This window comes from Neotamlana sedimentorum (assembly GCF_000943565.1).
In the GTDB taxonomy this organism is placed as follows: Bacteria; Bacteroidota; Bacteroidia; order Flavobacteriales; family Flavobacteriaceae; genus Neotamlana; species Neotamlana sedimentorum.
On sequence record NZ_JTDW01000006.1, the window covers coordinates 193,448 to 219,451 of the forward strand.

At 33.1% G+C, this 26,004-nt stretch carries 28 protein-coding genes; 12 read left to right on the forward strand and 16 right to left on the reverse strand.

The window, feature by feature from the left end; all coding sequences use genetic code 11:
• Positions 1 to 3: 3 nt before the first annotated feature.
• The 7 genes from PW52_RS10385 to murI all read left to right on the forward strand — a co-directional run bounded on the left by PW52_RS10385 (position 4) and on the right by murI (position 7,542).
• Complete coding sequence (locus PW52_RS10385; protein ID WP_044632874.1) at positions 4 to 897, forward strand: NAD kinase; 894 nt, start codon at positions 4 to 6, stop codon at positions 895 to 897.
• 93 nt (positions 898 to 990) lie between these two features.
• On the forward strand, positions 991 to 1,677 hold the full coding sequence (gene porG, locus PW52_RS10390; RefSeq protein ID WP_044632875.1) for a type IX secretion system protein PorG: 687 nt from the start codon (positions 991 to 993) through the stop codon (positions 1,675 to 1,677).
• 1 nt (position 1,678) lies between these two features.
• On the forward strand, positions 1,679 to 2,419 hold the full coding sequence (locus PW52_RS10395) for an isoprenyl transferase (protein WP_044632876.1): 741 nt from the start codon (positions 1,679 to 1,681) through the stop codon (positions 2,417 to 2,419).
• Positions 2,352 to 4,994: an outer membrane protein assembly factor BamA gene (gene bamA / locus PW52_RS10400; protein WP_044632877.1), complete on the forward strand. Its 2,643-nt coding sequence runs from the start codon at positions 2,352 to 2,354 to the stop codon at positions 4,992 to 4,994. The genes PW52_RS10395 and bamA overlap by 68 nt, the downstream gene beginning before the upstream one ends.
• Positions 4,995 to 5,166: 172 nt before the next feature.
• Positions 5,167 to 6,165: an OmpH family outer membrane protein gene (locus tag PW52_RS10405; RefSeq protein ID WP_044632928.1), complete on the forward strand. Its 999-nt coding sequence runs from the start codon at positions 5,167 to 5,169 to the stop codon at positions 6,163 to 6,165.
• Positions 6,166 to 6,195: 30 nt separating this feature from the next.
• Positions 6,196 to 6,696 carry an OmpH family outer membrane protein gene (locus PW52_RS10410; RefSeq protein WP_044632878.1) on the forward strand — a complete coding sequence of 167 codons (501 nt, stop codon included), beginning with the start codon at positions 6,196 to 6,198 and terminating at the stop codon, positions 6,694 to 6,696.
• 66 nt (positions 6,697 to 6,762) lie between these two features.
• The gene (murI, locus tag PW52_RS10415; RefSeq protein WP_044632879.1) at positions 6,763 to 7,542 is read left to right on the forward strand and encodes a glutamate racemase; all 780 of its coding nucleotides are present in this window, start codon (positions 6,763 to 6,765) and stop codon (positions 7,540 to 7,542) included.
• Between the two features lie 124 nt (positions 7,543 to 7,666).
• On the opposite strand, the gene PW52_RS10420 is transcribed toward murI, so the two are convergent.
• Positions 7,667 to 8,185 carry a gamma carbonic anhydrase family protein gene (locus tag PW52_RS10420; RefSeq protein WP_044632880.1) on the reverse strand — a complete coding sequence of 173 codons (519 nt, stop codon included), beginning with the start codon at positions 8,183 to 8,185 and terminating at the stop codon, positions 7,667 to 7,669.
• 14 nt (positions 8,186 to 8,199) lie between these two features.
• On the reverse strand, positions 8,200 to 9,204 hold the full coding sequence (locus PW52_RS10425) for a PorP/SprF family type IX secretion system membrane protein (RefSeq protein ID WP_044632929.1): 1,005 nt from the start codon (positions 9,202 to 9,204) through the stop codon (positions 8,200 to 8,202).
• Positions 9,205 to 9,374: 170 nt separating this feature from the next.
• On the opposite strand from PW52_RS10425, the gene PW52_RS10430 reads away from it, so the two are divergent.
• The 5 genes from PW52_RS10430 to PW52_RS10450 all read left to right on the forward strand — a co-directional run bounded on the left by PW52_RS10430 (position 9,375) and on the right by PW52_RS10450 (position 14,065).
• Positions 9,375 to 10,277: a NifU family protein gene (locus PW52_RS10430; protein ID WP_044632881.1), complete on the forward strand. Its 903-nt coding sequence runs from the start codon at positions 9,375 to 9,377 to the stop codon at positions 10,275 to 10,277.
• An 84-nt stretch (positions 10,278 to 10,361) separates the two neighbouring features.
• Positions 10,362 to 10,562, forward strand: coding sequence for a dodecin family protein (locus PW52_RS10435; protein ID WP_044632882.1), 201 nt, complete (start codon positions 10,362 to 10,364; stop codon positions 10,560 to 10,562).
• Between the two features lie 86 nt (positions 10,563 to 10,648).
• Positions 10,649 to 12,757 (forward strand): thioredoxin domain-containing protein, encoded by a 2,109-nt coding sequence (locus PW52_RS10440; protein ID WP_240475178.1) that lies wholly within the window; start codon positions 10,649 to 10,651, stop codon positions 12,755 to 12,757.
• Positions 12,754 to 13,110, forward strand: coding sequence for a DUF1304 domain-containing protein (locus tag PW52_RS10445; RefSeq protein ID WP_044632884.1), 357 nt, complete (start codon positions 12,754 to 12,756; stop codon positions 13,108 to 13,110). Before PW52_RS10440 ends, PW52_RS10445 begins: the two co-directional genes overlap by 4 nt.
• A 139-nt stretch (positions 13,111 to 13,249) precedes the next feature.
• Positions 13,250 to 14,065: a mechanosensitive ion channel family protein gene (locus tag PW52_RS10450; protein ID WP_044632885.1), complete on the forward strand. Its 816-nt coding sequence runs from the start codon at positions 13,250 to 13,252 to the stop codon at positions 14,063 to 14,065.
• Positions 14,066 to 14,130: 65 nt separating this feature from the next.
• Here the strand turns inward: PW52_RS10450 and tsaB are convergent, their stop codons facing one another.
• From tsaB to cyoE, 14 genes are all read right to left on the reverse strand, one after another.
• Entirely contained in the window at positions 14,131 to 14,805 is a 675-nt protein-coding gene (gene tsaB, locus PW52_RS10455; protein ID WP_044632886.1) for a tRNA (adenosine(37)-N6)-threonylcarbamoyltransferase complex dimerization subunit type 1 TsaB, read from the reverse strand.
• A 75-nt stretch (positions 14,806 to 14,880) separates the two neighbouring features.
• A complete protein-coding gene (locus tag PW52_RS10460; protein WP_044632887.1) occupies positions 14,881 to 16,215 on the reverse strand; it encodes a TolC family protein in 1,335 nt (444 codons plus the stop codon).
• On the reverse strand, positions 16,199 to 17,317 hold the full coding sequence (locus PW52_RS10465; protein ID WP_044632888.1) for an efflux RND transporter periplasmic adaptor subunit: 1,119 nt from the start codon (positions 17,315 to 17,317) through the stop codon (positions 16,199 to 16,201). The genes PW52_RS10460 and PW52_RS10465 overlap by 17 nt, the downstream gene beginning before the upstream one ends.
• 105 nt (positions 17,318 to 17,422) lie before the next feature.
• Positions 17,423 to 18,676: an ABC transporter permease gene (locus PW52_RS10470; protein WP_205618132.1), complete on the reverse strand. Its 1,254-nt coding sequence runs from the start codon at positions 18,674 to 18,676 to the stop codon at positions 17,423 to 17,425.
• Positions 18,669 to 19,898: an ABC transporter permease gene (locus PW52_RS10475; protein ID WP_044632889.1), complete on the reverse strand. Its 1,230-nt coding sequence runs from the start codon at positions 19,896 to 19,898 to the stop codon at positions 18,669 to 18,671. Before PW52_RS10475 ends, PW52_RS10470 begins: the two co-directional genes overlap by 8 nt.
• A complete protein-coding gene (locus PW52_RS10480) occupies positions 19,891 to 20,592 on the reverse strand; it encodes an ABC transporter ATP-binding protein (RefSeq protein ID WP_044632890.1) in 702 nt (233 codons plus the stop codon). Before PW52_RS10480 ends, PW52_RS10475 begins: the two co-directional genes overlap by 8 nt.
• A gap of 94 nt (positions 20,593 to 20,686) precedes the next feature.
• Positions 20,687 to 20,908, reverse strand: a complete 222-nt coding sequence (locus PW52_RS10485; protein WP_044632891.1) for a hypothetical protein — start codon at positions 20,906 to 20,908, stop codon at positions 20,687 to 20,689.
• A 34-nt stretch (positions 20,909 to 20,942) separates the two neighbouring features.
• Entirely contained in the window at positions 20,943 to 21,470 is a 528-nt protein-coding gene (locus PW52_RS10490) for a DUF420 domain-containing protein (RefSeq protein ID WP_044632892.1), read from the reverse strand.
• A 2-nt stretch (positions 21,471 to 21,472) separates the two neighbouring features.
• Positions 21,473 to 22,213, reverse strand: coding sequence for an SCO family protein (locus PW52_RS10495; RefSeq protein WP_044632893.1), 741 nt, complete (start codon positions 22,211 to 22,213; stop codon positions 21,473 to 21,475).
• Entirely contained in the window at positions 22,200 to 22,925 is a 726-nt protein-coding gene (locus PW52_RS10500; RefSeq protein ID WP_044632894.1) for a hypothetical protein, read from the reverse strand. Before PW52_RS10500 ends, PW52_RS10495 begins: the two co-directional genes overlap by 14 nt.
• An 86-nt stretch (positions 22,926 to 23,011) precedes the next feature.
• A complete protein-coding gene (locus PW52_RS10505; protein ID WP_044632895.1) occupies positions 23,012 to 23,392 on the reverse strand; it encodes a cytochrome C oxidase subunit IV family protein in 381 nt (126 codons plus the stop codon).
• Between the two features lie 15 nt (positions 23,393 to 23,407).
• Positions 23,408 to 24,376 (reverse strand): cytochrome c oxidase subunit 3, encoded by a 969-nt coding sequence (locus tag PW52_RS10510; RefSeq protein WP_044632896.1) that lies wholly within the window; start codon positions 24,374 to 24,376, stop codon positions 23,408 to 23,410.
• A 117-nt stretch (positions 24,377 to 24,493) separates the two neighbouring features.
• Positions 24,494 to 25,075: a cytochrome c oxidase subunit 3 gene (locus tag PW52_RS10515; RefSeq protein WP_044632897.1), complete on the reverse strand. Its 582-nt coding sequence runs from the start codon at positions 25,073 to 25,075 to the stop codon at positions 24,494 to 24,496.
• A gap of 3 nt (positions 25,076 to 25,078) precedes the next feature.
• Positions 25,079 to 25,972 carry a heme o synthase gene (cyoE, locus tag PW52_RS10520; protein WP_082050893.1) on the reverse strand — a complete coding sequence of 298 codons (894 nt, stop codon included), beginning with the start codon at positions 25,970 to 25,972 and terminating at the stop codon, positions 25,079 to 25,081.
• Positions 25,973 to 26,004: the final 32 nt, after the last annotated feature.

A 26,004-nucleotide genomic window follows, 5' to 3' on the forward strand; every position in this document is an offset into this window, starting at 1 on the left:
TTTATGAAAGTTGCCGTTTTTGGACGCTATTACAACAAAACAACAAGCAAATCTGTTGAAACATTGTTTAATTATTTGTTTAGACAAGGTATTGAAGCCTACATCGAAGATGAATTTTATAATTTAATAAACAACGAAGTCCATAATATAAAAGGCTTTGAAACCTTTAATAAATTTGATCACCTAGATAAAACCTTCGATTTACTTGTAAGCATTGGTGGCGATGGTACGATTTTAAGAGCTATTACCTATGTAAAAGACATAGATATACCAATAATTGGTATAAACACTGGCCGATTAGGTTTTTTAGCTACGATACATGTTGAAGCTATTGAACAAGCATTTCAAAATATAATTGATGGCAAATACAAAATTTCCGAACGTAGTTTATTAGCTGTTGAAACATTACCAACCAATAAAGATGTAGAAAATTTATATTTCGCACTAAACGAAGTCACTGTTAGCCGCAAAAACACAACATCTATGATAACCGTAGAAACTCACTTAGATGGCGAACACTTAACCTCCTACTGGAGCGACGGTTTAATAGTATCTACACCAACAGGCTCTACAGGATATTCTTTAAGTTGTGGAGGGCCAGTAATTACACCTGGCGCCTACAGTTTTGTACTTACACCAATAGCACCACATAATTTAAGTGCACGCCCCTTAGTTATACCAGACTCTACCGAAATACAATTAAAAGTTGATGGCAGAGAACAACAGCATTTAATATCGTTAGACTCCAGAATTGCGACTTTAGATAATGGAACCATTATTAAAATTAAGAAAGCCGATTTTACTATTAAAATGATAGATTTGTTCAATGAAAGCTTTTTAGACACCTTAAGAAAAAAATTACTTTGGGGTGAAGACAACCGGAACCAAAAACAATAATTTATAAGAAAATCTGTTTTAAACACAGACTTAAAGGGTCTTACACATTGTAAACTCATCTTATTTATTATATTTGCAAACTTTTGAATGTTTATGAAGCAATTTATTCTATTGGCATTAAGTATTTTAAGCATTAATTTCTCTCGCGCTCAAATAAACGAAATTGGTATTTTTGGTGGTGGCAGTAATTTTATCGGCGATGTAGGTTCTACTCAATATATTGCACCTAACGCTCCAGCAATTGGACTTTTGTACAAATGGAACGCGAGTTCTAGACATTCATGGAGACTCTCTATTATCTATTCCGATTTACAAGCTAACGATAGCAAATCAAACGATCCTAGACGTATGCAGCGTAATTACACCTTAGAGACAGAATTACTAGAGTTTTCTGCTGGAATGGAATTTACCTTCACCGATTTCAATCTGCATTCAGGCGACAAAATAGCAACCCCCTACCTATTTACGGGCTTAAGTGTTGCTAACCACGAAAACTATTATTATTTAAACGGTGAACAAACCAGCGAGAACAGCAAAAGTTGGGCATACGGAATACCAATGGCAATTGGGTTTAAAACAAATTTTTTAGGTAATTTTATCGTAGGTTTTGAAATTGGTGCACGTTATACATTTTCCGATGAAATTGATGGCAATATTCCTGATAGTGAATTTAGACAGAGTTATAGTTTCGGAAATATAAATAATAATGATTGGTATGTATTTACAGGTATTACATTAACTTACACTTTTGGAGAAAACCCATGTTATTGTATAAATTAAAATGAATTTAAAAGAAAACATAAAACTTAACCGACTACCAAAACACATCGCTATTATTATGGATGGCAATGGACGTTGGGCTAAGCAACAGGGTATGCTTCGTGCCTTTGGCCATGAAAACGGTACAAAAGCGGTTAGACAAACTGTAGAAGCCTGCGCCGAATTAGGTGTAGAAAACTTAACACTATATGCCTTCTCTACAGAAAACTGGAACCGTCCAAAATTAGAAGTACAAACATTAATGAAGTTGTTAGTATCATCGCTAAAAAAAGAAATTTCGACTCTGCAAAATAATAATATAAAACTAGCAGCTATTGGCAACTTAAATACGTTGCCTAAAAAAGTATATGGCGAACTTACTGATGTTATTAATAAAACTGCGAATAATTCAAGAATGACGCTTACACTCGCCTTAAGCTATGGTTCTAGAGAAGAATTACTAAACACTGTTAAAGAAATTAGTATTAAAGTTAAAAATAATATAATTTCGCCGGAAAATATTGAAGAATCAATTATAAATGAGCATCTTTACACGCAAAATTTACCAGACGTGGATTTGCTTATAAGAACTAGCGGAGAACAACGTATTAGTAATTTTTTGCTTTGGCAAATCGCTTATGCCGAATTATATTTTATAAAAGTATTATGGCCAGATTTTACCAAGCAACATTTGTATGAAGCTATTATTGAATATCAAAAAAGAGAACGACGATTTGGGAAAACAAGTGAACAACTTAGCTAACACGCTAACTTTAAAGCCGCATTTTAAGTATACTTTAGCATTACTTTTTTTAATTATCAGTATAAGTATTAAAGCGCAAAATTACAACGAAGGTAGTAAATATACCCTAGGGGAAATAAGTGTTTCTGGTAACACCTCTTTCAACGAGCAAACCATAATTTCTTATTCTGGTTTAACAAAAGGCAAAGAAATTACCATTCCTGGCGAAGAAATAGCAAACGCTATTAAAAAACTTTGGAACTCAAAATTATTTAGCGATATCGAAGTTTTCGTAACTCGCACCGAAGGCGACGTGGCCTATTTAGAAATTAACCTTTCCGATTTACCCCAATTAAATCTGCTTAAAATTAACGGTGTTAAAAAAGGTAAACAAGAAAATATTATAAAAGACACCAAACTTAATAAGGGCGTAAAAGTTACCGAAAATCTTATTACCACTACAAAAAACTTTCTAGAAAAAAAGTATAAAAAAGATGGTTTTTTAAATACCAAAGTGCATATTAATACTATTGAAGTTAAAGATTCCATTCCAACAGCTCGTGTAAATATGGTGGTTAACGTAGATAAAGGTGAAAAAGTAAAAATTAAAGATATAGCATTTTCTGGCAACACCATTTTAAGCGATAAAAAGCTTAGAAAAGCTATGAAAGGCACCAAAAAAATTAACCGTTTACGTGTTTACAAACGTTCAAAATTTATCGATTCTGCATATCAAGCCGATTTAGGACACATTGTAGATAAATATAAGGAAAATGGTTATCGCGATGCGCGTATAATTACAGATAGCGTTATTGTAAACGACGATAAAACTATTTCATTAAAAATAGCAGTAAACGAAGGCGAACTTTACACATTTGGAGACATCACCTTTATTGGTAACACAGTTTATACAAACGAGTATTTAAGTCGTATTTTAAGAATTAACAAAGGCGACACGTACAACGGTGTTGAATTACAAAAACGTATTGCAGACGAAACTAAACCAGACGGTTTCGATATTACAAATCAGTATCAAAATAATGGATATTTATTCTCTACTATAAACCCAGTTGAAGTTAGTGCCGATAATAATGTTATTGATATTGAAGTTAGAATTTCTGAAGGAAAACCAGCTTATTTCAACAATGTATCTGTGGTTGGTAACGACAAAACAAACGATCACGTGGTATACCGTGAAATCCGTACACGCCCAGGTCAATTATATAGTAAAGCCAATGTAGTACGTACCGTTCGTGAACTTGGGCAATTAGGCTTTTTCGATGCTCAAGAAATCACACCAAACTTTAACAACCCAAACCCGAATGAAGGAACCATCGATATGGAATATTCGGTTAAAGAAACAGGGTCTAGCCAAATTGAGCTTCAAGGTGGTTACGGCGGTGGTGGTTTTATTGGTACTTTAGGTTTATCATTTAATAACTTTTCAATAAAAGATATTTTCAAAAAAGAAGCCTACAAACCAATACCAATGGGCGACGGACAAAAATTAGCCTTACGTTTACAAGCGAGTCGTTTTTTCCAAACCTATAGTTTCTCGTTCTCAGAGCCTTGGTTAGGTGGTAAACGTCCGGTTCAATTTTCAACATCATTATCGCACACCAAACAGTTTTTATATGATTATACAACTGGAAATGCCGATAAAAGCAGAAGCTTTAATATCACAGGGCTTACCTTTGGTTTAGCAAAACGATTAACTGTACCAGACGATTATTTTACACTATCTCAAGCCGTAAGTTTCCAACGTTACGATTTAAATAATTATAATACTGGTTTATTTACTTTCGGTGATGGGTACTCAAACAATTTATCTTATACCATTGGTTTAAGCAGAAATAATACGAGTGTAGACCCAATTTATCCTACTGGTGGATCTAAATTTAGTGTTACAGCTAAACTTACGCTTCCATATTCACTATTTAATGGTGTAGACTATGCCGAACTAAAAGACGAGTATGACGACCTTGATTTAACCGACGCAGATGATTATGCTCGTGCTGGTGAAATAGACCAAGAACGTTTTAAATGGTTGGAATTTTACAAAGTTAACTTTCAAGGGGAATGGTATACACAACTTACTAAAGATTTAGTATTGCGTCCGCTAGTTGAATTTGGCTTTTTAGGAGCATACAACCAAGATAGAGGTGCAATACCTTTCGAACGTTACTTTTTAGGAGGTGATGGTTTAGCTAACTATAGTTTAGATGGTCGTGAAGTAATACAATTACGTGGTTACCCTAACCAATCGTTAACACCTCTTGATGAAGCTACAGGACAAGCATCGAGCGATGGTGGTACAATTTACAACAAGTTTTCTTTGGAGCTGCGTTACCCAGTAACATTAAAAGCATCGGCTAAAATATACGCACTAGGTTTCTTAGAAGGCGGTGTATCGTACAACAGTTTTAGAGACTATAACCCGTTTAACATAAAACGTTCGGCTGGTTTAGGTGTTCGTATTTTCATGCCAGCATTTGGTTTATTAGGAATCGATTTTGGTCACGGATTCGACCCATTACCAGGGCAAACAGTTAAAAACGGATGGGAAACTCACTTCATAATCGGGCAGCAATTTTAATTAAAAAATAATTTTGGCACGATATTTTCTAATAACACTTTGATGTTTTGCATAATAATTAAAATTTTTAATGTTAAAATTCGTTAATTTTGAAAACAGTAAATTTACCGCAGTAAAATTTTACTATCATATTTTAAGATCTATGAATTTTCAAATTACAAAAAATAAACCCATGCAAAATAAAGTTCTTTTTTTATTGACATTAGTTCTTACTATAAGTCTATCGTCGTTTGCTCAACGTGGTTTAAGAGTTGCTTATATTGATACCGAATATATTTTAGAAAATGTTCCAGAATACCAAGAAGCGTCAAGTCAACTTAATACCAAAGCCGAAAAATGGAAAAATGAAATCCATCAAAAGCTTACAGCAATCGAGCAAAAGCGTAAAGATTTAAGCAACGAAAAGGCACTTTTAACCAAAGAGTTAATAAACGAACGTGAAGAAGACATTTTGTTTGAAGAACAAGAAATTCTAGATTATCAACAAAAGCGATTTGGTCCAAACGGCGATTTGTTTATTCAGCAAAAACAATTAATGCAGCCTATTCAAGATCAAATTTTTGCAGCAGTACAAGACATGGCAGAAGGTAAAAATTACGATTTAGTTTTAGATAAAGCCGAAGTAAACATGCTGTATTCCAACAAAGCTTACGATATTAGCGAGCAAGTTTTACGAAGTATAACTAGAACAGCAAAACGAACGCAAGCTCAAAATAAAGCCGAGAGAAAAGCCGCAAAAGAAGAAGAGTTAATTCCGGAAATAAACACCGAATTAGAAGCTAGACAAAAAGCTTTAGAAGAAAAAAAGGCAGAGCGAGAAAGTGCTATTGAAAAAGCAAGACAAGAAAAATTAGCTGCTCGCGAAGCAAAAGTTAAAGCAGCCGAAGAACGTCGTAAAAAAATATTAGAAGAGCGTGAGAAAGCTAGACAAGCTAAACTAGAAGGCAATACAGAAACTAAGGCAACGGAGGTTGAAGACACAGCAAAAACAGGAACTGAAAAAGCCGAAGAAACCAATACTGAAACGCCTAAAACTAGAGAACAACTTATCGAAGAAAATAGACAACGTAAATTAGCCGAAAGAGCTGCTAGAAAAAAAGAGCTAGAAGAAAAGAAGAAGAAAATATTAGAAGAAAGACAAAAAGCTAAAGATAGCTTGAACAACAATTAATAATTTATAACACACATTAATACTTTAAAAATGAAACACTTAAAAACTATTTTATTAGCAACGGCATTATGCATTGGTACTATTAGCTTTACACAAGCACAAAGCAAAGTTGCACATATAAACACCCAAGAGTTAATTGCTGCAATGCCAGAAGCTAAAGCTGCACAAGCAGAGCTTGAAACACTTGGTAAAACTTACCAAACAGATATTCAAGCCTCTATTACAGAATACCAAAACACGGTTAAGCAATACGAAGCAGAAGCTAGTACCAAAACCGATGAAGAAAACCAAAAACGTGGTTTAGAGTTACAAGAAAAGCAACAACGTATCGCTCAATTTAGAGCCGATGCTCAAAAGCACATTGCCGAAAAAGAAGCTGAATTATTTAAGCCTATTCAAGAAAAAGCAATGAATGCCATTAATGAAGTTGCAAAATCTTTAGGATACGATTACGTTCTAGATAGAGCTACTTTAATTGTAGCCGAAGGAAAAGATATATCTTCAGATGTAAAGAAAAAATTAGGTATTTAATAAAATCTTTACTCCAATAAATAAAAAAGCTGCTTTTTAAAGCAGCTTTTTTATTTTTGCTAAACTATGAAAACAAACGCTATTGGCATTTTCGATTCTGGAATTGGGGGCACTTCTATTTGGAAGGAAATTAATACACTGCTTCCTAACGAAAACACCATTTATTTAGCCGATAGTAAAAATGCGCCTTATGGCCCAAAAGGGAAAGATGCCATTATAAGTTTAAGCATTAAAAACACCGAATATTTAATAAAACAACATTGTAAACTTATTGTTGTTGCCTGCAATACAGCCACTACAAATGCCATAGACTACTTAAGAGCGAATTACAACTTACCTTTTATTGGTATTGAGCCTGCTATTAAGCCAGCCGCTTTACAAACAAAAACAAACAGCATTGGCATTTTAGCTACACGAGGTACGTTAAGCAGTGCTTTATTTTCGAAAACCTCAACCTTGTTTGCTAGTAATATAAAAGTTATTGAACAGCATGGCGATGGTATTGTAGAACTTATTGAAAGTGGTAAGTTGGTTTCGGATGAAATGAATAGCCTTTTAAAAGGCTATTTACAACCCATGATTGAAGCTAATATTGATTATTTGGTTTTAGGCTGCACGCATTACCCCTACTTAATGCCGTTGCTTATAAAACTTTTACCAAAACACGTTAAAATTATTGATTCTGGCGAAGCGGTTGCTCGACAAACCAAAGCTGTTTTAGAACAGCACAATTTAATAAACCGCTCACATTTAAAGCTTAATAACAGCTTCTTCACTAATAGTAAAACTAAAGTTATGGAAAGCCTTTTAGGAACTAATTATACTGTTAATTATTTAGATTTTTAAGGTAATGTAAATTGCGTTAAGGATTGAAGTGGTTAGCTTTTGGCGATGCGCGCATCGAGCCAAAACTAGTAACGAAAAGCCTGACCCTTGTGGTAACGCCCAATTTATTTATAAAGCGTTTGTTTTAATCTTCTTTAAACCAACTGGAATATTTAATATAATTATTAGCTATTCTATCGATTTGACCAGAAATTAGTTCTGGACTAACATCTTTTATTTTTTTAGCAGGAACTCCGGCATAAATACTGCCAGATTCTACGTGGGTATTTTGCGTTAAAACGGCACCTGCAGCAATAATACTATTACTTTCAACGATACAATTATCCATAATAATGCTGCCCATACCAACCAAAACATTATCGTGAATGGTACAACCGTGCACTATGGCATTATGCCCAATGGAAACATTGTTACCTATTGTTGTTGGCGATGTTTTGTACGTAGCATGAATTACTGCACCGTCCTGTACGTTAACTTTATTTCCCATTTTTATAAAATGCACATCGCCACGTACTACAGCATTAAACCAAAAACTACATTGGTTTCCAGCAGTAACCTCGCCAACAATTGTAGCGTTTTCGGCGATATAACAATCTTCTGGTAATTGTGGATGTTTCCCGTTTACAGGTTTAATTATGGGCATAATAAAGTAAAATACTAGTTTACAGCAGGACAGTTACATTCGTAACGCTCTCGACGACAACTAAAGTTAAACCCAATAGTGATTTGATGAAAACCACCGCTTGTAAAAACAACATCATCTAACTGGTGGGTATAATTATAAGCAAACATTAAACTGTTGTAATTTACACCTAAAATAGGTGTGATTTGGTTTAAGGTTTGGCTGTCTATACTGTTTCCGTCGTTAAGGTACTCGGCACCATCGAAGCTTTTACGATAAGATAAACCAGCCCAAACTTTACCAAAATCCATTGTTTTATAAGCTTTTGCGTTAAAATCGATTGCTGCTTCTTGGGTTAATTCTCGTAATTGAAACATAACAGAAGGCTCGAAACTCCAAGAACTTCCGTATTTATTAAATACGTAACCGGTAGAAAATAAATAGCGACGTAAGTTACTAGTTATAGCTAAATCGTTGTTTACACCAGAGTTTTCTAAAACATTTTTTATGGTTCCGTGTAAATAAAAATCTAAATAATGATAAGAAAAACCAAAATCGATATTAAAATTGGTAGCGTTTTCTACCCCTCCACTAACAATAGGATCTGGGCCATCGAACAAAAAACTAGTTTCATCGAGTTGATATTGAATAAATCCAGCACTTAAACCAAAGGAAAGCATATTTAAGTCTACTTCGCTTCTAGAAAACATTAAGTGATGCGCATATGTAAAATAAGCTCCTGTTTGTGAATGATATCCGTTTTTATCGGCAAAAACAATACCACCAATCCCCGATGGTGAATCGCCTATTCTTCCATTGGCACTAACCGTCATTAATCGTGGTGCATCTTCGTGACCAAACCATTGTTGGCGTCCCGTTAGCCTTACTTTAGCACAGTTAGCTGCTCCAGCCATTGATGGATGAATTAAGTAGTAATTATCGGTTAAATAATCGGTATATATTGGCAATCCTTCTTGCGATGTTGCAATAAACGATACCAAAGTAAAAAGAATTACTGCTAACGTATTTTTTTTAATCATAGGTAAAACCAAGTAGGTTATTATAGAATAAACGTTTGTTTTCAAAAAAAATTACTTCGAAAAAATACAAATTTTAATCGGCAATTAATATTATTTAACAATTAGAACAAACCTTAAATATTTAAGCAAGAAAATGTTTCTTTTAGTATTTTTGTAAAAAATTAGTTGAAATGAACACTTTTAAGGTTTCTGTGCAAGAAACAACAAACAATGCCATTGTAAAATTTGAATTAAACCAATTTGTTACTAAAAACCAAAGTTTCGAATTTAACAATATAGATGAAGCTAAGTCCTCGCCTTTAGCCCAACAACTCTTTTATTTACCATTTGTAAAGAAGGTTTATATATCGAGTAATTTTATTGCTGTAGAGCGCTATAATATTGTTGAGTGGAGCGATGTTCAAGACGAAGTTGCACAACAAATTGAAGCCTTTTTAAACGATGGCGGTGTAATAATTGAAGAAACTGCTATTTCTAAAAAAGTGCCTGTTACTGTATATGCAGAAAGCACACCTAACCCAAGTGTAATGAAGTTTGTTGCAAACAAAAAACTGGTTACAGGTTTATTTGAATTTACCTCGATTGAAGAAGCAAAATGGTCGCCATTAGCTACCGAATTATTTCATTTTCCTTTTGTAAAAAGTGTGTTTTTTGACGAAAACTATGTTTCTGTTACAAAATTTGATATTACAGAATGGCAAGAAATCACTCTTGAACTTCGTGAATTTATAAGAACCTATATTGAAAACGGAAAAGATATTGTTTTACCTGAAGCTACAGAAACACTAAAAACATCTACCGAGCAATTAGACCACAAATTTGAAGGTTTAGACGATGTTTCTAAACAGATCGTTAATATTCTAGAAGAATATGTAAAACCAGCTGTTGCGAGCGATGGCGGTAATATTCAGTTTATTGGTTACGACGAAAACACTAAAAACGTGAGTGTGCTACTTCAAGGAGCTTGCAGTGGTTGCCCATCGTCAACCTTTACACTTAAAAATGGCATAGAAAATATGCTAAAAGAAATGCTTCCAGGCAAAGTAGCCATGGTAGAAGCTATTAACGGATAAGTTTTTTAGAACTTAATGTGACTTTTTAAAGCCAATTGTTTCTAAATTAATAGAACACAAAAATTAATTAAAAAACAATATATTATGGCAGTATTAAAAGTTATAGAAGTGCTTTCTAACTCAAATAAAAGTTGGGAAGATGCTACCAAAAAAGCAGTAAAAGAAGCTACAAAAACATTAAAAAATATTCGCTCGGTTTATGTTCAAGACCAAAGCGCTATTGTAAAAGATGGAGATGTAACCGAGTTTAGAGTAAATTTAAAAGTTACTTTCGAAATTGAATAAGTCCTAAACACTACCTATTTATATATATTTAAAGCACTCTTTTTAGAGTGCTTTTTCATTTTATAATACTTATTTTTATAACTAGCATGAAACATATATATCTTTTACTAGTTTTTATTGTTTTATTTTCTTGTACTTCTAAATCGTCAAAACCCATGACCCATAAATATACAAATGCGTTAATTAACGAAACAAGCCCATATCTTTTACAACATGCACATAACCCTGTTAATTGGCAACCTTGGAATAGTAAAACATTAAATCAAGCTAAAACAGAAAACAAACTTGTTTTAATTAGTATTGGTTATGCGGCTTGCCATTGGTGCCATGTTATGGAAAATGAAAGTTTTGAAGATTCGTTAGTAGCACAAACCATGAACACCAATTACATAAATATTAAAATTGATAGAGAAGAACGCCCAGATGTAGACCAAGTTTACATGAATGCCGTACAACTTATGACTGGCCAAGGTGGTTGGCCTTTAAATATTGTAGCCTTACCTGATGGCAGACCTATTTGGGGCGGTACATATTTTAAAAAAGAACAATGGATTAGCGCTTTAAACCAAATTGCAGAATTATATAAAAGTAACCCAGAAAAACTACATGAATATGCCAATAAACTTGAACAAGGCATAAAAAGTATGGATGTTGTTGCTACCAACAACAACAAACCCGATTTTAATAAAACATTTATAAATAATGCCGTAGAAAATTGGTCTAACAGTTTCGATAAGCATTATGGTGGCACTAACAGAGCTCCAAAATTTATGATGCCTAATAACTATCAATTTTTACTTCGTTATGCCTATCAAAATAACGACCAAGACATTTTAAATTTTGTAAACCTAACACTTACCAAAATGGCTTATGGCGGATTGTACGACCATATTGGCGGTGGTTTTTCTCGATATTCTGTCGATATTAAATGGCATATACCGCATTTCGAAAAAATGCTTTACGACAATGCACAACTGGTAAGCTTATATGCCGATGCTTACCAACTTACAAAAAACGAACTCTACAAAAACGTAATTACAGAAACATTAAATTTTGTAAACAATGAAATGACAACTAAAAGCGGTGCATTTTATTCATCATTTGATGCTGATAGCTTGAATAAAAACAATGTCTTAGAAGAAGGCGCTTTTTACGTATGGACAAAACAAGAGTTAGAACATATTTTAAAAGAAGATTTCTTATTATTTTCCAGCTACTATAATGTAAACGATTTCGGATTTTGGGAACATAACAATTACGTACTAATAAAAAATGAAGACGATAACGCTTTCGCGGAAAAACATAATATTTCAATAGAAGCTCTTCAATCTTATAAAACAAAATGGAAGCAAACACTATTAGAAATTAGAAATAAACGTCCAAAACCAAGGTTAGACGACAAAACCCTAACCTCTTGGAATGCCTTAATGCTTAAAGCCTACGTGGATGCTTACCGGGTTTTAGGTGAGGAAACTTACCTCGCTTCCGCGGAAAAAAACGCAAACTTTATTTTAAACAATCAGTTACAAAACGATGGTAGCTTGTTTCATAATTACAAAAATGGAAAAAGCTCCATTAATGGTTTTTTAGAAGATTACGCCACCACTATCGAGGCATTTATTGCGCTTTACGAAGTTACCGGAGAAGAAAAATGGTTAAAAACATCGCGCGATTTAACTAATTACACCTTCGATTTCTTTTTTGACAAAACAAGTAATATGTTTTTCTTCACATCCAGTAAAGATGAAGCTTTAGTATCTAGAAGTGTAGAATACCGCGATAATGTAATTGCAGCCAGCAATTCTATTATGGCAAATAACTTGTTTAAATTGTCACATTATTTTGATAATGAATATTTTTATAGCACAGCAACAAACATGCTAAACAACGTAACTTTAGAAATGCAAGACTATCCATCTGGCTACTCAAATTGGTTAAATTTAATGCTAAATTACACACATCCATATTACGAAGTTGCATTAGTTGGTAATGAAGCTCATCAAAAATTAACCGAATTAAATAAAAACTATTTACCAAATAAATTAATAGCTGTAGCTAAATATGAAAACAGTATGCCTCTATTAAAAAACAGATTTACCCCAGATAAAACCTTAATTTATGTTTGTGTAAACAAATCATGTAAATTACCTGTAAGCAAAACTAAAGAAGCCTTAAAACTAATAACTAAACAATGAAAACATTAACCATAATATTACTAGCATTTGTAGCCATAGAACATTTTTACTTTTTATTTTTAGAAATGTTTTTCTGGACCAAACCAAAAGGCATTAAAGCCTTTAATATAAAATCTGAAGCCTTTGCCAAAGAAACTAAAGTTTTAGCCGCTAATCAAGGTTTATATAATGGTTTTATAGCTGCCGGAATTATATTTTCTATTATTAAAAATGATATTTCAACCGCATTATTTTTTACAGTTTGTGTAATAATTGCTGGTATTTACGGTGCTTATTCAACCAAAGCAATAAAGCTATTTTACATACAATCAATTCCAGCCCTTCTCGCCCTAATCAGTTTATTTTTTAAATAATTTTAAGTTTAAACGTGACTATTACAAAGTTTTGTGTCGTAATAAGCAGAAGAAAATATTAACATATAATTCATCTTAATCAACGATAAAAATTATTGCAATATTTTTAAATTTAAACACTAACAAACAATAAATAATTATGGATTTAAAAAACATCGACACGGAAAAATGGATGGCTCTAATTTTAGACTATGGCCTTAAAATTATTGGCGCACTTGCAATTTGGATTATTGGCTCATGGGTGATTAAGAAACTTATTAAAGGTATTAGAAAAGTAATGCTAAAGCAAAATTATGATGAAAGTTTGCAAAAGTTTTTATTAAACTTAGTAAGTTGGATATTAAAAATTGTTTTAATCATTGTTGCACTAGGTACGCTAGGTGTTGAAACCACATCATTTGCTGCCATTTTAGCCGCTGCTGGTTTAGCTATTGGTTTGGCTTTACAAGGTTCGCTTGGTAATTTTGCTGGCGGTGTGTTATTAATGATTTTTAAACCTATAAAAGTTGGCGATTTAATTGAAGCTCAAGGAGAGCTGGGTGTGGTTAAAGAGATTGAAATTTTTACTACCAAAATATTATCTCCAACAAATAAAGAAATTATTATACCTAACGCAGCATTATCCAACGGAAACATTACAAATTATAGTACCGAAGGTAAACTTCGTGTAGATTTAACAATCGGTGTAAGCTATGATGCCGATATTAAACAAACTAAAGAGGTTTTAATGAAAGTTTTAACCGATAACCCAAAAGTTTTACAAGACCCTGCACCAAGTGTAAATGTATCTGAATTAGCCGATAGCTCTGTTAATTTTGCAGTTAGACCTTATGCTACAGTTGCAAATTACTGGGATGTTTATTTTGGAATTACCGAACAATGTAAATTAGCTCTTGATGCTGCTGGTATTGAAATTCCTTACCCACACAGTGTTGAAATACATAAAGATGCTTAATTACTAAACAATAATATATAAATTAAAAAGGCGGAAGTTTAATACTTCCGCCTTTTTTTTGATTTCTATTTTTTAGACTTTATAGCTACAAAATCTTTCAAATAATAAGGTTCGAAATAGGCTACATCTTCAAATGCTTCTTCTTTATATTTCTTAAAAGCAATAAAGCTCATTTCTTTTGCCGAAGGTAATTTAGCTTCAATAAAATTGGCATTCTCGTGGTTAATGAGGGTTTTGGTTTTCTCTACACCGTTTCCTATAAAATAAACTTGACCTTGGCTTAAATTTTCCGCGAAAGCATTTTCATCTAATATTTGAGCTTGAGTATCTCTTATTTGATTAAAACTACTATCGAAAATGGCAGAATACACTTCTAATCGTCTGGCATCTAACATAGAAATAATAACACCAGCGTTTATTTTAGCTTGATGCGCCAATGCGGTTAAAGTTGGCACAGAAATTAACGGAATGTTTAATGAAAAACAAAGTCCTTTAGCTGCCGAAACTCCAATACGTAAACCCGTGTAAGAACCAGGACCTTTGCTTACTGCAATAGCACTTAAATCTTGTGGTTGTATGCTCGCTTTTTTTAAAACCTCATCGATGTAAACATGCAAGCGTTCGGCGTGCGAGTAACCTTTATCGTTATCTTCAATAATGGCAATAGTTTCCTCGTTGTTTGAAACTGAAACCGAACAATTTGTTGTAGCAGTTTCTATGTTTAGTATATATGTACTCATTTTAAAAACAAATTCCCGCCTAAGCAGGAATAATTTATGTGATTATTTATAATGCTTAGATTGCAAAATTACATATTAATTTGCTAAAGATTTACCCATATAAAAATCTAAAACCTTTGTTTTAAAAACAAAGTCGTATTTAGCATTAATTAAAGACGCCTGCGCATTAATAAGTTGAACACGGGCTTGCTCTAAATCGAAAGCTGTCATAGCTCCAATATCAAATCGTTCTTTAGAGTTGTTAAATGCCAACTCTTGCGAGGTTACCGATTTTTTCGCAGCTTGATACGCTTTAAAAGCAGCCTGTGCATCGGTGAAAGCACTTTGTATATTAGACTCTAAATTGAGTTTTTCTTGCTGTAAATTCAATAAACTATTCTGCTCTTGAATTTCGGCTTTAGCAACCGATGTTTTATTTTGAAACCTTGAAAAAATAGGGATGCTTAAGTTTAAATTTAAACTATGCCCTTTATTATCGTTTATTTGCTGAAAAAAGGAATTATTAGTAATTAAGTTTGAAAAGTTTGCTCCAGAGTTAAAACCATATCCAAAAGTTAAACTAGGCAAATAACCACTTTTAGCTATTTTTGTTCCAAGCTCTGCATTTTCAATGTTTTTTTCTGCAACTTTTATTTCGTTTCGGTTTTCCATAGCATAATTAAGTACTGGCTTTACACTTGAATACAATAAGGCTTCAGATGGCGAATCGATTTCTACTTCTTCTACTGTAAATCCTTCAAAAGGCACTTGTAATAATTGCGACAAGTTTAGCAGTGCTAAATTCACACTATTTTCGGCCAAAGTAACCTGTTGCTCGTCTCTACTTAAAGTAGCTTCGGCATCGTAAATATTAGCTTTAGGTTGCACACCAGCATCAACTAACTCTTGAATTTGAGACAGTTGTTTTTTAGTAAAAGCAAATTGAGCTTTTGCTGTTTCTAAATTTTCCTTATTAAATAAAACGTTTAAATAGGCATTGGCTACATTAAGCGAAATGTCGTCTTTTATTCTATTTAATTCTAAATTACTGGTTTCTGTTGTGAGTTTGGATTGTTGATACAAATACGTATTTCTAAAACCATTAAAAACCGTTTGAGACAAACTAAAACCAACACTTGTAGAATGAAACGTTCGATCTACAAACTGCCCTGGATAAATCTCAGATTGCCCTAAACTCATAGATTGCGAAAGGCCTGCCCCAAAAGATGGCAGAAACTGTCCTTTTGAAGATTTAATATCCTGTTCGTTGGTTAAAATAGTGTTTTGAGCCAGCTTTACAGAAATGTTGTTTTCAATGGCATATTTTACACAAGCTTCAAGTGTCCATTTATTTTGTTGCGCATAACTGGAAACAACAAACAACAGCAAACAAGCAATAATGGCGTTTTTTATTTTATTTCTTTTCTTCATCTTCGTTGTCTTTTGATGCTTTGTTCCACACTTTAATTTTATCACCTTCTTCTACACCTTCTAAAATTTCAACATTTATGCCATCGGATAAACCTAATTCTACATTTTCCTTTTTAAAACGCCCTCCTTCTTGCTGAATTTCAACAAATGGTTTTTCGGTAATACGGTTGTATTGTAATAAGGCTTCACGAATAGCAAAAACACTGTCTTTAGCCTCAATATCAATTTCGGCATTGGCACTATAACCAGCGCGAACATTGGTTAATTCATCTAACTTTACATCGGCTTTAATGGTAAATTGTACGGCGCCGTTTTCTTCTATTCCTTTTGGAGCAACAAAAGTTAATGTGGCAGGAAACTCTTTGTCGTTTATGGCTCCTAAAACCACTATAATTTCTTTACCTTCTTTTAGTTTGCCAACCTCTGCTTCGTCTACCTTACCTTCAAAAATCATTGCACTCATATCGGCAATTGTAGCGATTGTGGTACCTGCGTTAAAATTATTACTTTCTATAACTTGGTCGCCTTCACGAACTGGAATTTCTAAAATAGTACCCGGAATTTGAGCCACAATATTGGTATTTGCAGCATTACCCCCAGATAACGACCCTCGTTTTATAATTTGATAATCGTTTTGTGCTTGAGCTAAAGTTTCTTTTGATTGATTAAATGATAATTCACTATTCTCGAAATCTTGCTTCGAAATAACACCTTTCTCGAATAACGATTTATTTCTATTATAAAGTGTTTTAGCATTGTTAAACGACAATTGAGCTGTTTTTATACGACTACTGGCACTTACTAAACTTTGTTCGTTTGGAACAACACGTATTTTAGCAATAAGATCGCCCTTTTTAACAACGTCGCCTTCTTCTACCAAAATTTCATCTACTATACCAGAGATTTGTGGTTTTAGCTCAATTTCTTCTTCCGGATTTAATTTTCCTGTTGCAACAGCTTTGGTGTTTATTGAGGTATAAAAAGGAGCTTCAACCTTAAATTCTTCAATGTCTTTTGAATTGGCATCCTTAAAATACTTTAATACATAAACTAACAGTAGTAAAACAACGATTCCTAAAATAATTTTTACTGATTTATTCATTTGGTCATTCTTATTTTTAATAATTGTTAAATGTTGCTTCTACAATTAAATTTGATTCATAAATAATTTTTTCAAGTAGTAGAAGGTTCATTTTTTTTTGATTGATTATTCTTCTCTTAATGCTTCTATTGGTTTTATGCTTGTGGCTTTAAAAGCGGGTATTAATCCTATTAAGGAGCCTAGTGTTACAAGTATTATTAAAGCTACAAATACAATGGCGATAGATACTGATGCGTTTACAAGCACAGCCTCGGCTCCTTGCCCATACTTATAATCTAATAAAATGAGTATCCAACCTCCTGAAATTATACCAAACAGTCCTGCGACTAACGTAATAAATACGGCTTCGACAACAATTTGACGCTTTATTTCGAAAGGTGTTGCGCCTAAAGCACGCCTTACTCCAATTTCTTTGGTACGCTCTTTTACGGTAATTAACAAGATATTGCCTATTGCAAAAACACCTGCTATTAAAGTGGCAATACCTACAAACCAGGTTAAAAATTGCATACCTTTTAAAAAGCCTGTTACTTTAGCTATTTCTTTTCCTGCATTGGCGCTACCTAATGCGCGATTATCTTCGGGGTGAATGCTATTTAAGTTTTTAATAAGTAATTTGGCATCTTCTTCTAATTGTACAATATCATAACCTGTTTTTCCTGTTATAATCATCCAGCCAATTTTATCACCACGATTATACATGGCTTGAAAAGTTGTAAACGGAATATGCATATCTGTGGTTGGCCCCATGCTAATGTTTGAAGATTTGTAAATACCAACAACCTTAAAGTTTATGTTGTTTATTAAAACATAATCGCCAATGGCTTCGGCATCTTTTTCGAATAGCTGTTTATAAGCATCTTCTTCAATAACCACCACTTTTCGTTTTTCTTCGATATCGGTTTGATTAATAAAGCGGCCGTGAATTAATTTTTTCTTTTCTACTTTATCTAATAACGGATAGTCGCCTGCTATACTAAAGTTTCCTGAAAGCAGGTTTTTAGTTACCAAACCCTGAGTTTGACTTCTAGGGACTACAAACTCTACTCCCGGAACATTATCTCTAATTTTATCGGTATCGTTTAACGATAAACGCACCCAACGCCCTTCTTGAAAACCTTTAAATGGTTTACTAGTATTGTTGCCCCAAATAAAAACACTATTAGTTGCAAAATTGCTAAATAACCTATTAAACGAATTTTCCATGCCCTTAGCAGAACCTAGCAAGCCAATAAGTAATAAAATGCCCCACCAAACGCCAATCATTGTAACAATAGTTCGCAATTTGTTTTTGCTCATACTATCGTACAACTCTTGCCAAGTATCTCTTTCGAATAAAAATTTTATTGTATCAATCATTTCTTAAAGCTACTATTGGTTTAATACGTGATGCTTTTTTTGCTGGTACATAACCCGCAATTCCTCCTGCTATTATTAAAATTACGGTTGCGCCAAATACAAGCGACGAACTTACCGAAGGGTTGGTTATAAAATAATCTTTAAGGCTAGGGCCTACTAATTTTAAAATACTTACACCTAAAATTAGGCCGATGTAACCTGCAATAGAGGTGATAATGATAGATTCAATTAAAATAATAGAAACTATAGAACTTGGCTTAGCACCTAAGGCTTTACGAATACCTATCTCTTTTGTGCGTTCTTTAACAATAAAAATCATGATATTACTAATACCAACAATTCCGGCAATTAAAGTACCTAAACCTATAATAAAAACGATAACTCCTAAAACGGTTGTCATTTGGTTAACATTTTTATTTTGCTGTGCCATATTAAAAACCCTGATGGCACGTTGATCATTTCGAGCCACCGAAAATCGGTCTTTTAGATCTTCTTCTAATTTATTACCAAAACCAATAGCTTGATTTATTGTTAAGTTTGGATTATAGGTTAAATTTATTTGATCGAGATAATCGTTGTTTCCATAAACTTGTTGTGCAGTTGAAACGGGAATATAAATTTTTCGTTCTTCGTTATCACTTCCTTCATCAGAGAAAATACCAACCACCTTATAACTAATTCCGTTTAAGTTAATAAACTTGCCGATAGCTGTTGTTTTTTTAAATAAATCTTCTTCAACCAACCTACCAATAACGGCCACTTTAGTGCGGTTGTGCAAATCGCCCATATTTATGTAACGACCTTCTTGCATTATAGATTTTTCTAAAAACTGATGATCGGGATGAACAGCTCTTAAATCGTAAGCACTTTGCTCACTTCGGAAACTTGCAGTTACATTTTTATAAATTCTGGCTGTTATATACTGTACTTCATCGTTAAACTCATCCTTAATAAAATCGAAATCTTCATTTTTAATTTGAATGCGTCTACCCGCTTGCATACCTTTATATGCTTTTGATGTTCTACCTGTTCTGATAAAAATAGAATTGTTAGCATCGTCGTTAAAGCTTTCTGCAAACGAATTATTTAAACCATTTGCAATACCAAATAGAATTGTAAACAACAAAATAGCAAACAGCACCGTAAAACCAGAAAGAACGGTTCTAGTACGATTCATGTTTATACTTTGAAAAATTTCGCGCCAAAGATCTAAATCAAACATATTGTTCTGCTCTTACTTGGGTTACTTTTTTATCTTCCATAATAACACCATCGCGTAAACGCACAATACGTTTACACATATTGGCAATATCTTCTTCGTGAGTTACCATTAAAATGGTTTTACCCTCATCGTTAAGGCTTTGAATAAAAGCCATTATTTCGTAAGACGTTTTGGTATCTAATGCTCCTGTTGGCTCATCGGCAAGTAATAATTTAGGATTAGCAGCTAAGGCACGCGCAATAGCTACACGTTGTTTTTGTCCACCAGACAATTCTTTAGGTAAATGTTCTGCCCAATCTAATAACCCCACTTTTTCTAAATGAAATTTTGCTTTTTCAACACGTTCTTTACGTTTTATACCTTGATAATAAAGCGGTAATGCTACGTTTTCTATCGCATTTTTATAATTGATTAGGTTGAAGGATTGAAAAATGAATCCTAAGAATTTATTCCTGTAAACAGCTGCTTTTTTTTCAGTAAGATTATTAATTGGTAATCCGTCGAGAATATAATCTCCAGTATCAGCTTCATCCAACATACCAATAATATTTAAAAGCGTAGATTTACCAGAACCCGAAGATCCCATAATAGCAACCATTTCGCCCTGATCGACAGATAAATCGATTCCTTTTAAAACATGTAAACTAGAATCTCCTATTGGATAGGATTTGTGTAGCTGATTGATTTTTAACATTATTATTTTGATTGATGGATTAGCCGACTTTAGGTAAAGCCTTTCTTTTTAGACTACCTAAAAAATAAAATGTTACACAAAAATTTAAAAAAAATTATTTTTTATTTGAAGTTTTATATTTCTGATATATAAAATAGATGAGTCCGCCTACTAAAATATATGGAATTGCCATTAAGTAAATAATGCCATCGTTAATAGCTTCGGCCGCAGTTTGGCTTTCTTCGCTTTCTAAAACAGCTCTACACATAGCGCATTGTGCTTGCCCTTTTAACCAAAAGAAACTACATAATAGAAAAAAGACCGTTTTTTGTTTCATTTTACAGTATGCTTCGCTTTAACTAACAACGCGTTTAAATGTAATAAGGAGAAATCATAATATAAACAATTACACCAGTTATTGCTACATATAACCATAACGGAAATGTAATTTTTGCTATTTTTTTATGTAACTCAAAATTCTTGGTAATCGCTCGAACATAAGTAATTAACACAAAAGGAATAACTGCAACTGATAAAATAATATGGCTAATTAATATAACATAATACAACACACTATAATCGCCTAAATATTTTGTTGAGTCGCTCGTCATATGATAAAGCACATACATAACTAAAAACAAAAGCGATAATAAAATGGCAAATTTGTTTAATAATTCGTGCGCTTTTACGTTTCCTTTTTTAATTTGAATAAAGGCTAAAATTAACACCAACGCGGTTAAACCATTTATTACCGCGTAAACTGGCGGTAAAAATATTGGTAATTCTAAATCGATTTTTATACCAAACAACAAAGCCACAACAACTGGAATAACAACCGATAAAACTACAATGAGCTTGTTATACTTTTTTTCGTTGGTTATATTTTTATCTGTACTCATTTTTATTCTTTTAATAATTTGGCAATATCTTCTTTTAAAATACTTATTTCTTGGCTTACGCCATCTTCATCAACTTGTTCTTCTTCAGAAATAATTCCTTTGTAATAAATAATTGGATTTCCGTTTTCGTCGGCTCTACATCGAATAAACCCATTTTTATCTATTAAAGCAAAATTTCCTGAATGTTCGAAACCACCAACAACAGCTTCATTTTTTGCGGCATAAATATAAAAGCCTGCATTGGCCAAATCGTAAATAGCTTCTTTATTTCCAGTTAATAAGTTCCAATTCGGATTAGTTATTCCGTAAGTTTCGGCATATTGTTTTAAAATTTCGGGTGTATCGTAATCTGGATTTATGGTGAAAGATGCCACGCCAAAATTCTCGAAATCTTTAAAAGTATTTTGAATTTGTACCAAGTTAGCATTCATTCTCGGGCAAATAGTTGGGCATGTTGTAAAAAAGAATTCTACAACATATACTTTTCCTAAATAATCTTTATTGGTAACCGTTTTACCATCTTGATTGGTAAAGCTAAATTCTGGAACTTTACGGTTTTTACCGTTATTGTCGATAAAAAGTAAGTTAGATTGTATACTTTTTTTGTTCGCAAAATCGCTTCGGCTTTCGTTACGTGTAACATCACCATTTGTAATACGATCTACAATTTTAGGTATAAACAAAATACCAAAAACTAGAATAATAAAGGCAATACCAATGTATGAATAATTAGTTTTCTTCATGGTCACTTTTTAAATCGTTAGCGCGTCTGGTATCGGTATTTTCAAATTCACCTTTTCGCTTTTGGCGGTACTCTGTAAACAACACACGCAAATCGTCACTCATTTTATTTTTTATTTCGGCTACTTCTATACAATCGTAACCATTTAACCCATAAACAGGTTTATTTTTTTCTTTTTCCTTGTCTTCTCTATCATCAAATCGACCACGCTGACTTAAATCTTTATCGACCACAAACACTTTTTGAGTAAAAAGATCATTAGCTAAAGGCAAGTTGGTTTTTAAACTATTATAAACCTGTTTTATATGCCCAGGCGAAGCAAAAACAAAATGCCAATAATCAAGACTTTCGTACGAACTTATTTCTTTTTTCAATGTATCGACAGAAGCTTCTGTGCCAAAAGGCAAAAGCATTACTACTTGAAATTTTTTAAAGCCTTTAAATTTGTCGTAAACCAATTCTTTTAAATTGGATGCTGCAATGCTATGTTTTACTGGTTCGTTTCCTAGAAATCCTAAAACCGTAATATGGTCTTTTAATAGAATTTGCTCATTATTAACAGCCTTAAAATCATTTAAATCTAAAACATCTTTCTTAATAACTTCAAGCGGCGTATAATTATGTGTTGCAGGATATAACAACAACAAAAATGCCACTGGCAAAAAGAATAACACGACTAAAACAAAATATGTACTTGCCTTTTTCTCTCTCATAAAACGGGTGCAAAATCGTTTTGCAAAAATAAAAAAAGGCGGTTTAAAAACCGCCTTAATATCTATATTTAACTGATTTTTTTAAACTAAAAATCACGTTTTATGAAACCTTCATCGTAAACTCTAAATACATAACCACCTTCTTGTAGTAAGATAAATGATAAATATATAATTAAGAAAACACCAGTCCACACTACTGCACGTCTTAACCCTTTAGTTTCGTCTCGCATATGCATAAAATCCCAAGCAATATAATATGCTTTTACAATAGTTAATATTATGAATATCCAGTTAAGCAATTTCATCCCTAAAAACTTAGCCATTAAACCTTCTGGTTTGTAAATACCTAAAACAACTTCTATTGCTGTTACAAAGGAAAGAAATGCTAAAACACCCCAGATTTTTTGCTTGTTATTTTTGAACTTCCAAAGTCCTCTAAAAATTTCTAATTTATGTTCGTGTGCCATTTTTAACTTTTTTTATTAAACTAAGTAGAAGAACGTGAATACAAATACCCAAACTAAATCTACAAAGTGCCAGTATAAACCAACTTTTTCTACCATTTCATAGCTCTTGCGCTTTTCGTAAGTACCAATTACAACATTAAAGAAAATAATAATATTGAGTACGATACCCGAAAATACGTGGAATCCGTGAAATCCTGTAATAAAGAAAAAGAAATCGGCAAACAATGGAGAACCGTATTCATTAACATGAAGATTAGCACCTTCTACGACAGCTTTACCATTTGTTTTTATAGCTTCTATAGACTCTGCTCTTGATAATATCGTTTTTTCTCCTTCCTCAGTTAATGTTTGAGTTCTTACTAAAACATTTTCATGAGACTCTAAACCATGTATAACGTCTTGAACACTATACGTTGGTAACGTACCTTCGTTAACAAACCATAATCCGTTTTTACCTTCGTGTTGTGTTCTATCTGTATGACTAGCCACAACAAAATCGCTTAATGCTACTCGATGACCTTCAGTATCGACAAACTGTAAAATGTTACCACCTTTTGTTTGTATTGCACCATAATCTCCTTGAATAAATGTAGCCCATTCCCATGCTTGAGAACCAACAAAAATAACACCTCCAATTATAGTCAAGAACATATAAATGGTAACTTTAGCTTTATTTAAATGATGACCAGCATCAACCGCTAATACCATTGTAACTGACGACATAATTAATACAAATGTCATAAAGGCTACATAAATCATTGGTAATTCTTGCCCGTGTAAAAAAGGTACGTGTGTAAATACCTCGTCGGCAATTGGCCATGCATCAATAAATTTAAATCTTGAAAATCCATAGGCTGCTAAGAACCCAGAGAAAGTTAAGGCATCTGAAAGGATGAAAAACCACATCATCATCTTTCCGTAACTAGCTTTTAGTGGTTCGTTTCCGCCGCTCCACGTTTTGCCTTCTGCTACTGCTGTACTCATAAATTTTTGGTTATTGTTTATAAAAGTTGCACAAAAATAGGTATTTTATTTATGTAATAAAACATCAAAGTGCAAATTATACCCACTTTAAATAAAAGTTGATTTTTAAAAACTTTATTAGCCTACAAAATATAGAAATAAAAACAAATAAACCCATAGTATATCTATAAAATGCCAAAAGGTTGCGGCTAAATCGAAGCCTAATTTATTAGTTGCACTATACTTACCTCTTAAATGATTATAAACAACTACTAATAAACAAATTAACCCAACTACAACGTGCAAAATATGAACCACGGCAATTAAATAAATATATGACATGGTTACATTACTAGTTGGTCCTGTAAAGTTATAACCCAGGTTAATTATCTCCTGAAAGCCTTGAAATTGATTAAAAATAAAAATAACTCCTAAAATTAAAGTTACCACCAACCATATTGTAGTTAAGCCTTTATTATCCTTTTTTACTGCATTTTTTGCCAATAAAAAGGTAATACTGCTAATAATAATTACCACAGTGCTAATAATAAAAGCATTGGGTAACTTAAAACCCTCTAGCCAATCGGGGCGCGAGCTACTTACAACGAAAGCACTGGTCCAGCCTGCAAACGACATAATAAGTGAAATGATGCCAAACCACAGCATCATTTTTTTGGCTCTAATATTTTTTTCTTGAGGTGTACCTTGGGTTAAATCCATGATTTAATGTAAAAATTTATCAACTACATAAACAATTTGTACTAGCGAAATGTACGACACACTTACTAGCATGAGTTGTTTTGCTGCTTTTTCGGTCATTAATCTAAACAATCTTATAGCGTAATACAACATCCATAAACCTAATGCAAAAACGACAATGGTTGCTATAATTGATAGTTGTAATCGTCCTGTAAAACCAAAAACGGGAATTATTGATACCATAATTGTCCAAATAGTGTACATTATGGTTTGTACTGCAGTGCCTTTATCTTGCTTTCCTGTTGGCAACATAAAAAACCCTCCTTTTTTATAATCGTCGTATAAAAACCATCCAATAGCCCAAAAATGTGGGAATTGCCAAAAGAATTGTAATGCAAAAAGAGTTCCTGGTTCAATACCAAAATCGTCGGTAGCGGCAACCCAACCCAACATAAACGGAATAGCTCCTGGAATAGCCCCAACAAAAACCGCAAGTGGTGTTTTTGTTTTTAAAGGTGTATAAACACAGGTGTATAAAAAAATTGAAATAGCACCAAACATAGCAGTTTGCTTGTTTATAGTGTATAAAATAATGATTCCTAAAAGGGTAAAAACACAAGCAATAACAAATGCTGTTGTAACCGACATACGACCTGCAGGAATAGGACGATTTTTAGTACGGCTCATTAAAGCATCTAAATCTTTTTCGATAATTTGATTAAATGCATTTGAAGCGCCTACCATAAAATAACCGCCTAAAGCCAATAAAATTAAAGTTTTTACTTCAACGCTTTCGACACCTAGCAAATAGCCAGCCACCGACGAAAACACCACACTTAATGCCAATCGCATTTTGGTGATTTCTTTAAAATCTGAAATTACAGAAGGTGCTGTTACCGATGTATTTGTTTTGCTCAATTGCGTTTAGGCTTCGCCCGTTTTGTTTTGCG

What these genes read in the sequence shown, in the direction of transcription:
- PW52_RS10460 (WP_044632887.1), bottom strand. Translation starts at nt 16,215, where the DNA reads ATGAAGAAAAGAAATAAAATAAAAAACGCCATTATTGCTTGTTTGCTG.
- PW52_RS10445 (WP_044632884.1), top strand. Translation starts at nt 12,754, where the DNA reads ATGAAAACATTAACCATAATATTACTAGCATTTGTAGCCATAGAACAT.
- PW52_RS10385 (WP_044632874.1), top strand. Translation starts at nt 4, where the DNA reads ATGAAAGTTGCCGTTTTTGGACGCTATTACAACAAAACAACAAGCAAA.
- PW52_RS10500 (WP_044632894.1), bottom strand. Translation starts at nt 22,925, where the DNA reads ATGAGAGAGAAAAAGGCAAGTACATATTTTGTTTTAGTCGTGTTATTC.
- murI (WP_044632879.1), top strand. Translation starts at nt 6,763, where the DNA reads ATGAAAACAAACGCTATTGGCATTTTCGATTCTGGAATTGGGGGCACT.
- PW52_RS10420 (WP_044632880.1), bottom strand. Translation starts at nt 8,185, where the DNA reads ATGCCCATAATTAAACCTGTAAACGGGAAACATCCACAATTACCAGAA.
- PW52_RS10430 (WP_044632881.1), top strand. Translation starts at nt 9,375, where the DNA reads ATGAACACTTTTAAGGTTTCTGTGCAAGAAACAACAAACAATGCCATT.
- PW52_RS10495 (WP_044632893.1), bottom strand. Translation starts at nt 22,213, where the DNA reads ATGAAGAAAACTAATTATTCATACATTGGTATTGCCTTTATTATTCTA.
- PW52_RS10510 (WP_044632896.1), bottom strand. Translation starts at nt 24,376, where the DNA reads ATGAGTACAGCAGTAGCAGAAGGCAAAACGTGGAGCGGCGGAAACGAA.
- PW52_RS10435 (WP_044632882.1), top strand. Translation starts at nt 10,362, where the DNA reads ATGGCAGTATTAAAAGTTATAGAAGTGCTTTCTAACTCAAATAAAAGT.
- porG (WP_044632875.1), top strand. Translation starts at nt 991, where the DNA reads ATGAAGCAATTTATTCTATTGGCATTAAGTATTTTAAGCATTAATTTC.
- PW52_RS10450 (WP_044632885.1), top strand. Translation starts at nt 13,250, where the DNA reads ATGGATTTAAAAAACATCGACACGGAAAAATGGATGGCTCTAATTTTA.
- PW52_RS10470 (WP_205618132.1), bottom strand. Translation starts at nt 18,676, where the DNA reads ATGATTGATACAATAAAATTTTTATTCGAAAGAGATACTTGGCAAGAG.
- PW52_RS10475 (WP_044632889.1), bottom strand. Translation starts at nt 19,898, where the DNA reads ATGTTTGATTTAGATCTTTGGCGCGAAATTTTTCAAAGTATAAACATG.
- PW52_RS10515 (WP_044632897.1), bottom strand. Translation starts at nt 25,075, where the DNA reads ATGGATTTAACCCAAGGTACACCTCAAGAAAAAAATATTAGAGCCAAA.
- PW52_RS10395 (WP_044632876.1), top strand. Translation starts at nt 1,679, where the DNA reads ATGAATTTAAAAGAAAACATAAAACTTAACCGACTACCAAAACACATC.
- PW52_RS10480 (WP_044632890.1), bottom strand. Translation starts at nt 20,592, where the DNA reads ATGTTAAAAATCAATCAGCTACACAAATCCTATCCAATAGGAGATTCT.
- PW52_RS10405 (WP_044632928.1), top strand. Translation starts at nt 5,167, where the DNA reads ATGCAAAATAAAGTTCTTTTTTTATTGACATTAGTTCTTACTATAAGT.
- PW52_RS10490 (WP_044632892.1), bottom strand. Translation starts at nt 21,470, where the DNA reads ATGAGTACAGATAAAAATATAACCAACGAAAAAAAGTATAACAAGCTC.
- PW52_RS10410 (WP_044632878.1), top strand. Translation starts at nt 6,196, where the DNA reads ATGAAACACTTAAAAACTATTTTATTAGCAACGGCATTATGCATTGGT.
- PW52_RS10465 (WP_044632888.1), bottom strand. Translation starts at nt 17,317, where the DNA reads ATGAATAAATCAGTAAAAATTATTTTAGGAATCGTTGTTTTACTACTG.
- PW52_RS10505 (WP_044632895.1), bottom strand. Translation starts at nt 23,392, where the DNA reads ATGGCACACGAACATAAATTAGAAATTTTTAGAGGACTTTGGAAGTTC.
- PW52_RS10440 (WP_240475178.1), top strand. Translation starts at nt 10,649, where the DNA reads ATGAAACATATATATCTTTTACTAGTTTTTATTGTTTTATTTTCTTGT.
- tsaB (WP_044632886.1), bottom strand. Translation starts at nt 14,805, where the DNA reads ATGAGTACATATATACTAAACATAGAAACTGCTACAACAAATTGTTCG.
- bamA (WP_044632877.1), top strand. Translation starts at nt 2,352, where the DNA reads ATGAAGCTATTATTGAATATCAAAAAAGAGAACGACGATTTGGGAAAA.
- PW52_RS10425 (WP_044632929.1), bottom strand. Translation starts at nt 9,204, where the DNA reads ATGATTAAAAAAAATACGTTAGCAGTAATTCTTTTTACTTTGGTATCG.
- PW52_RS10485 (WP_044632891.1), bottom strand. Translation starts at nt 20,908, where the DNA reads ATGAAACAAAAAACGGTCTTTTTTCTATTATGTAGTTTCTTTTGGTTA.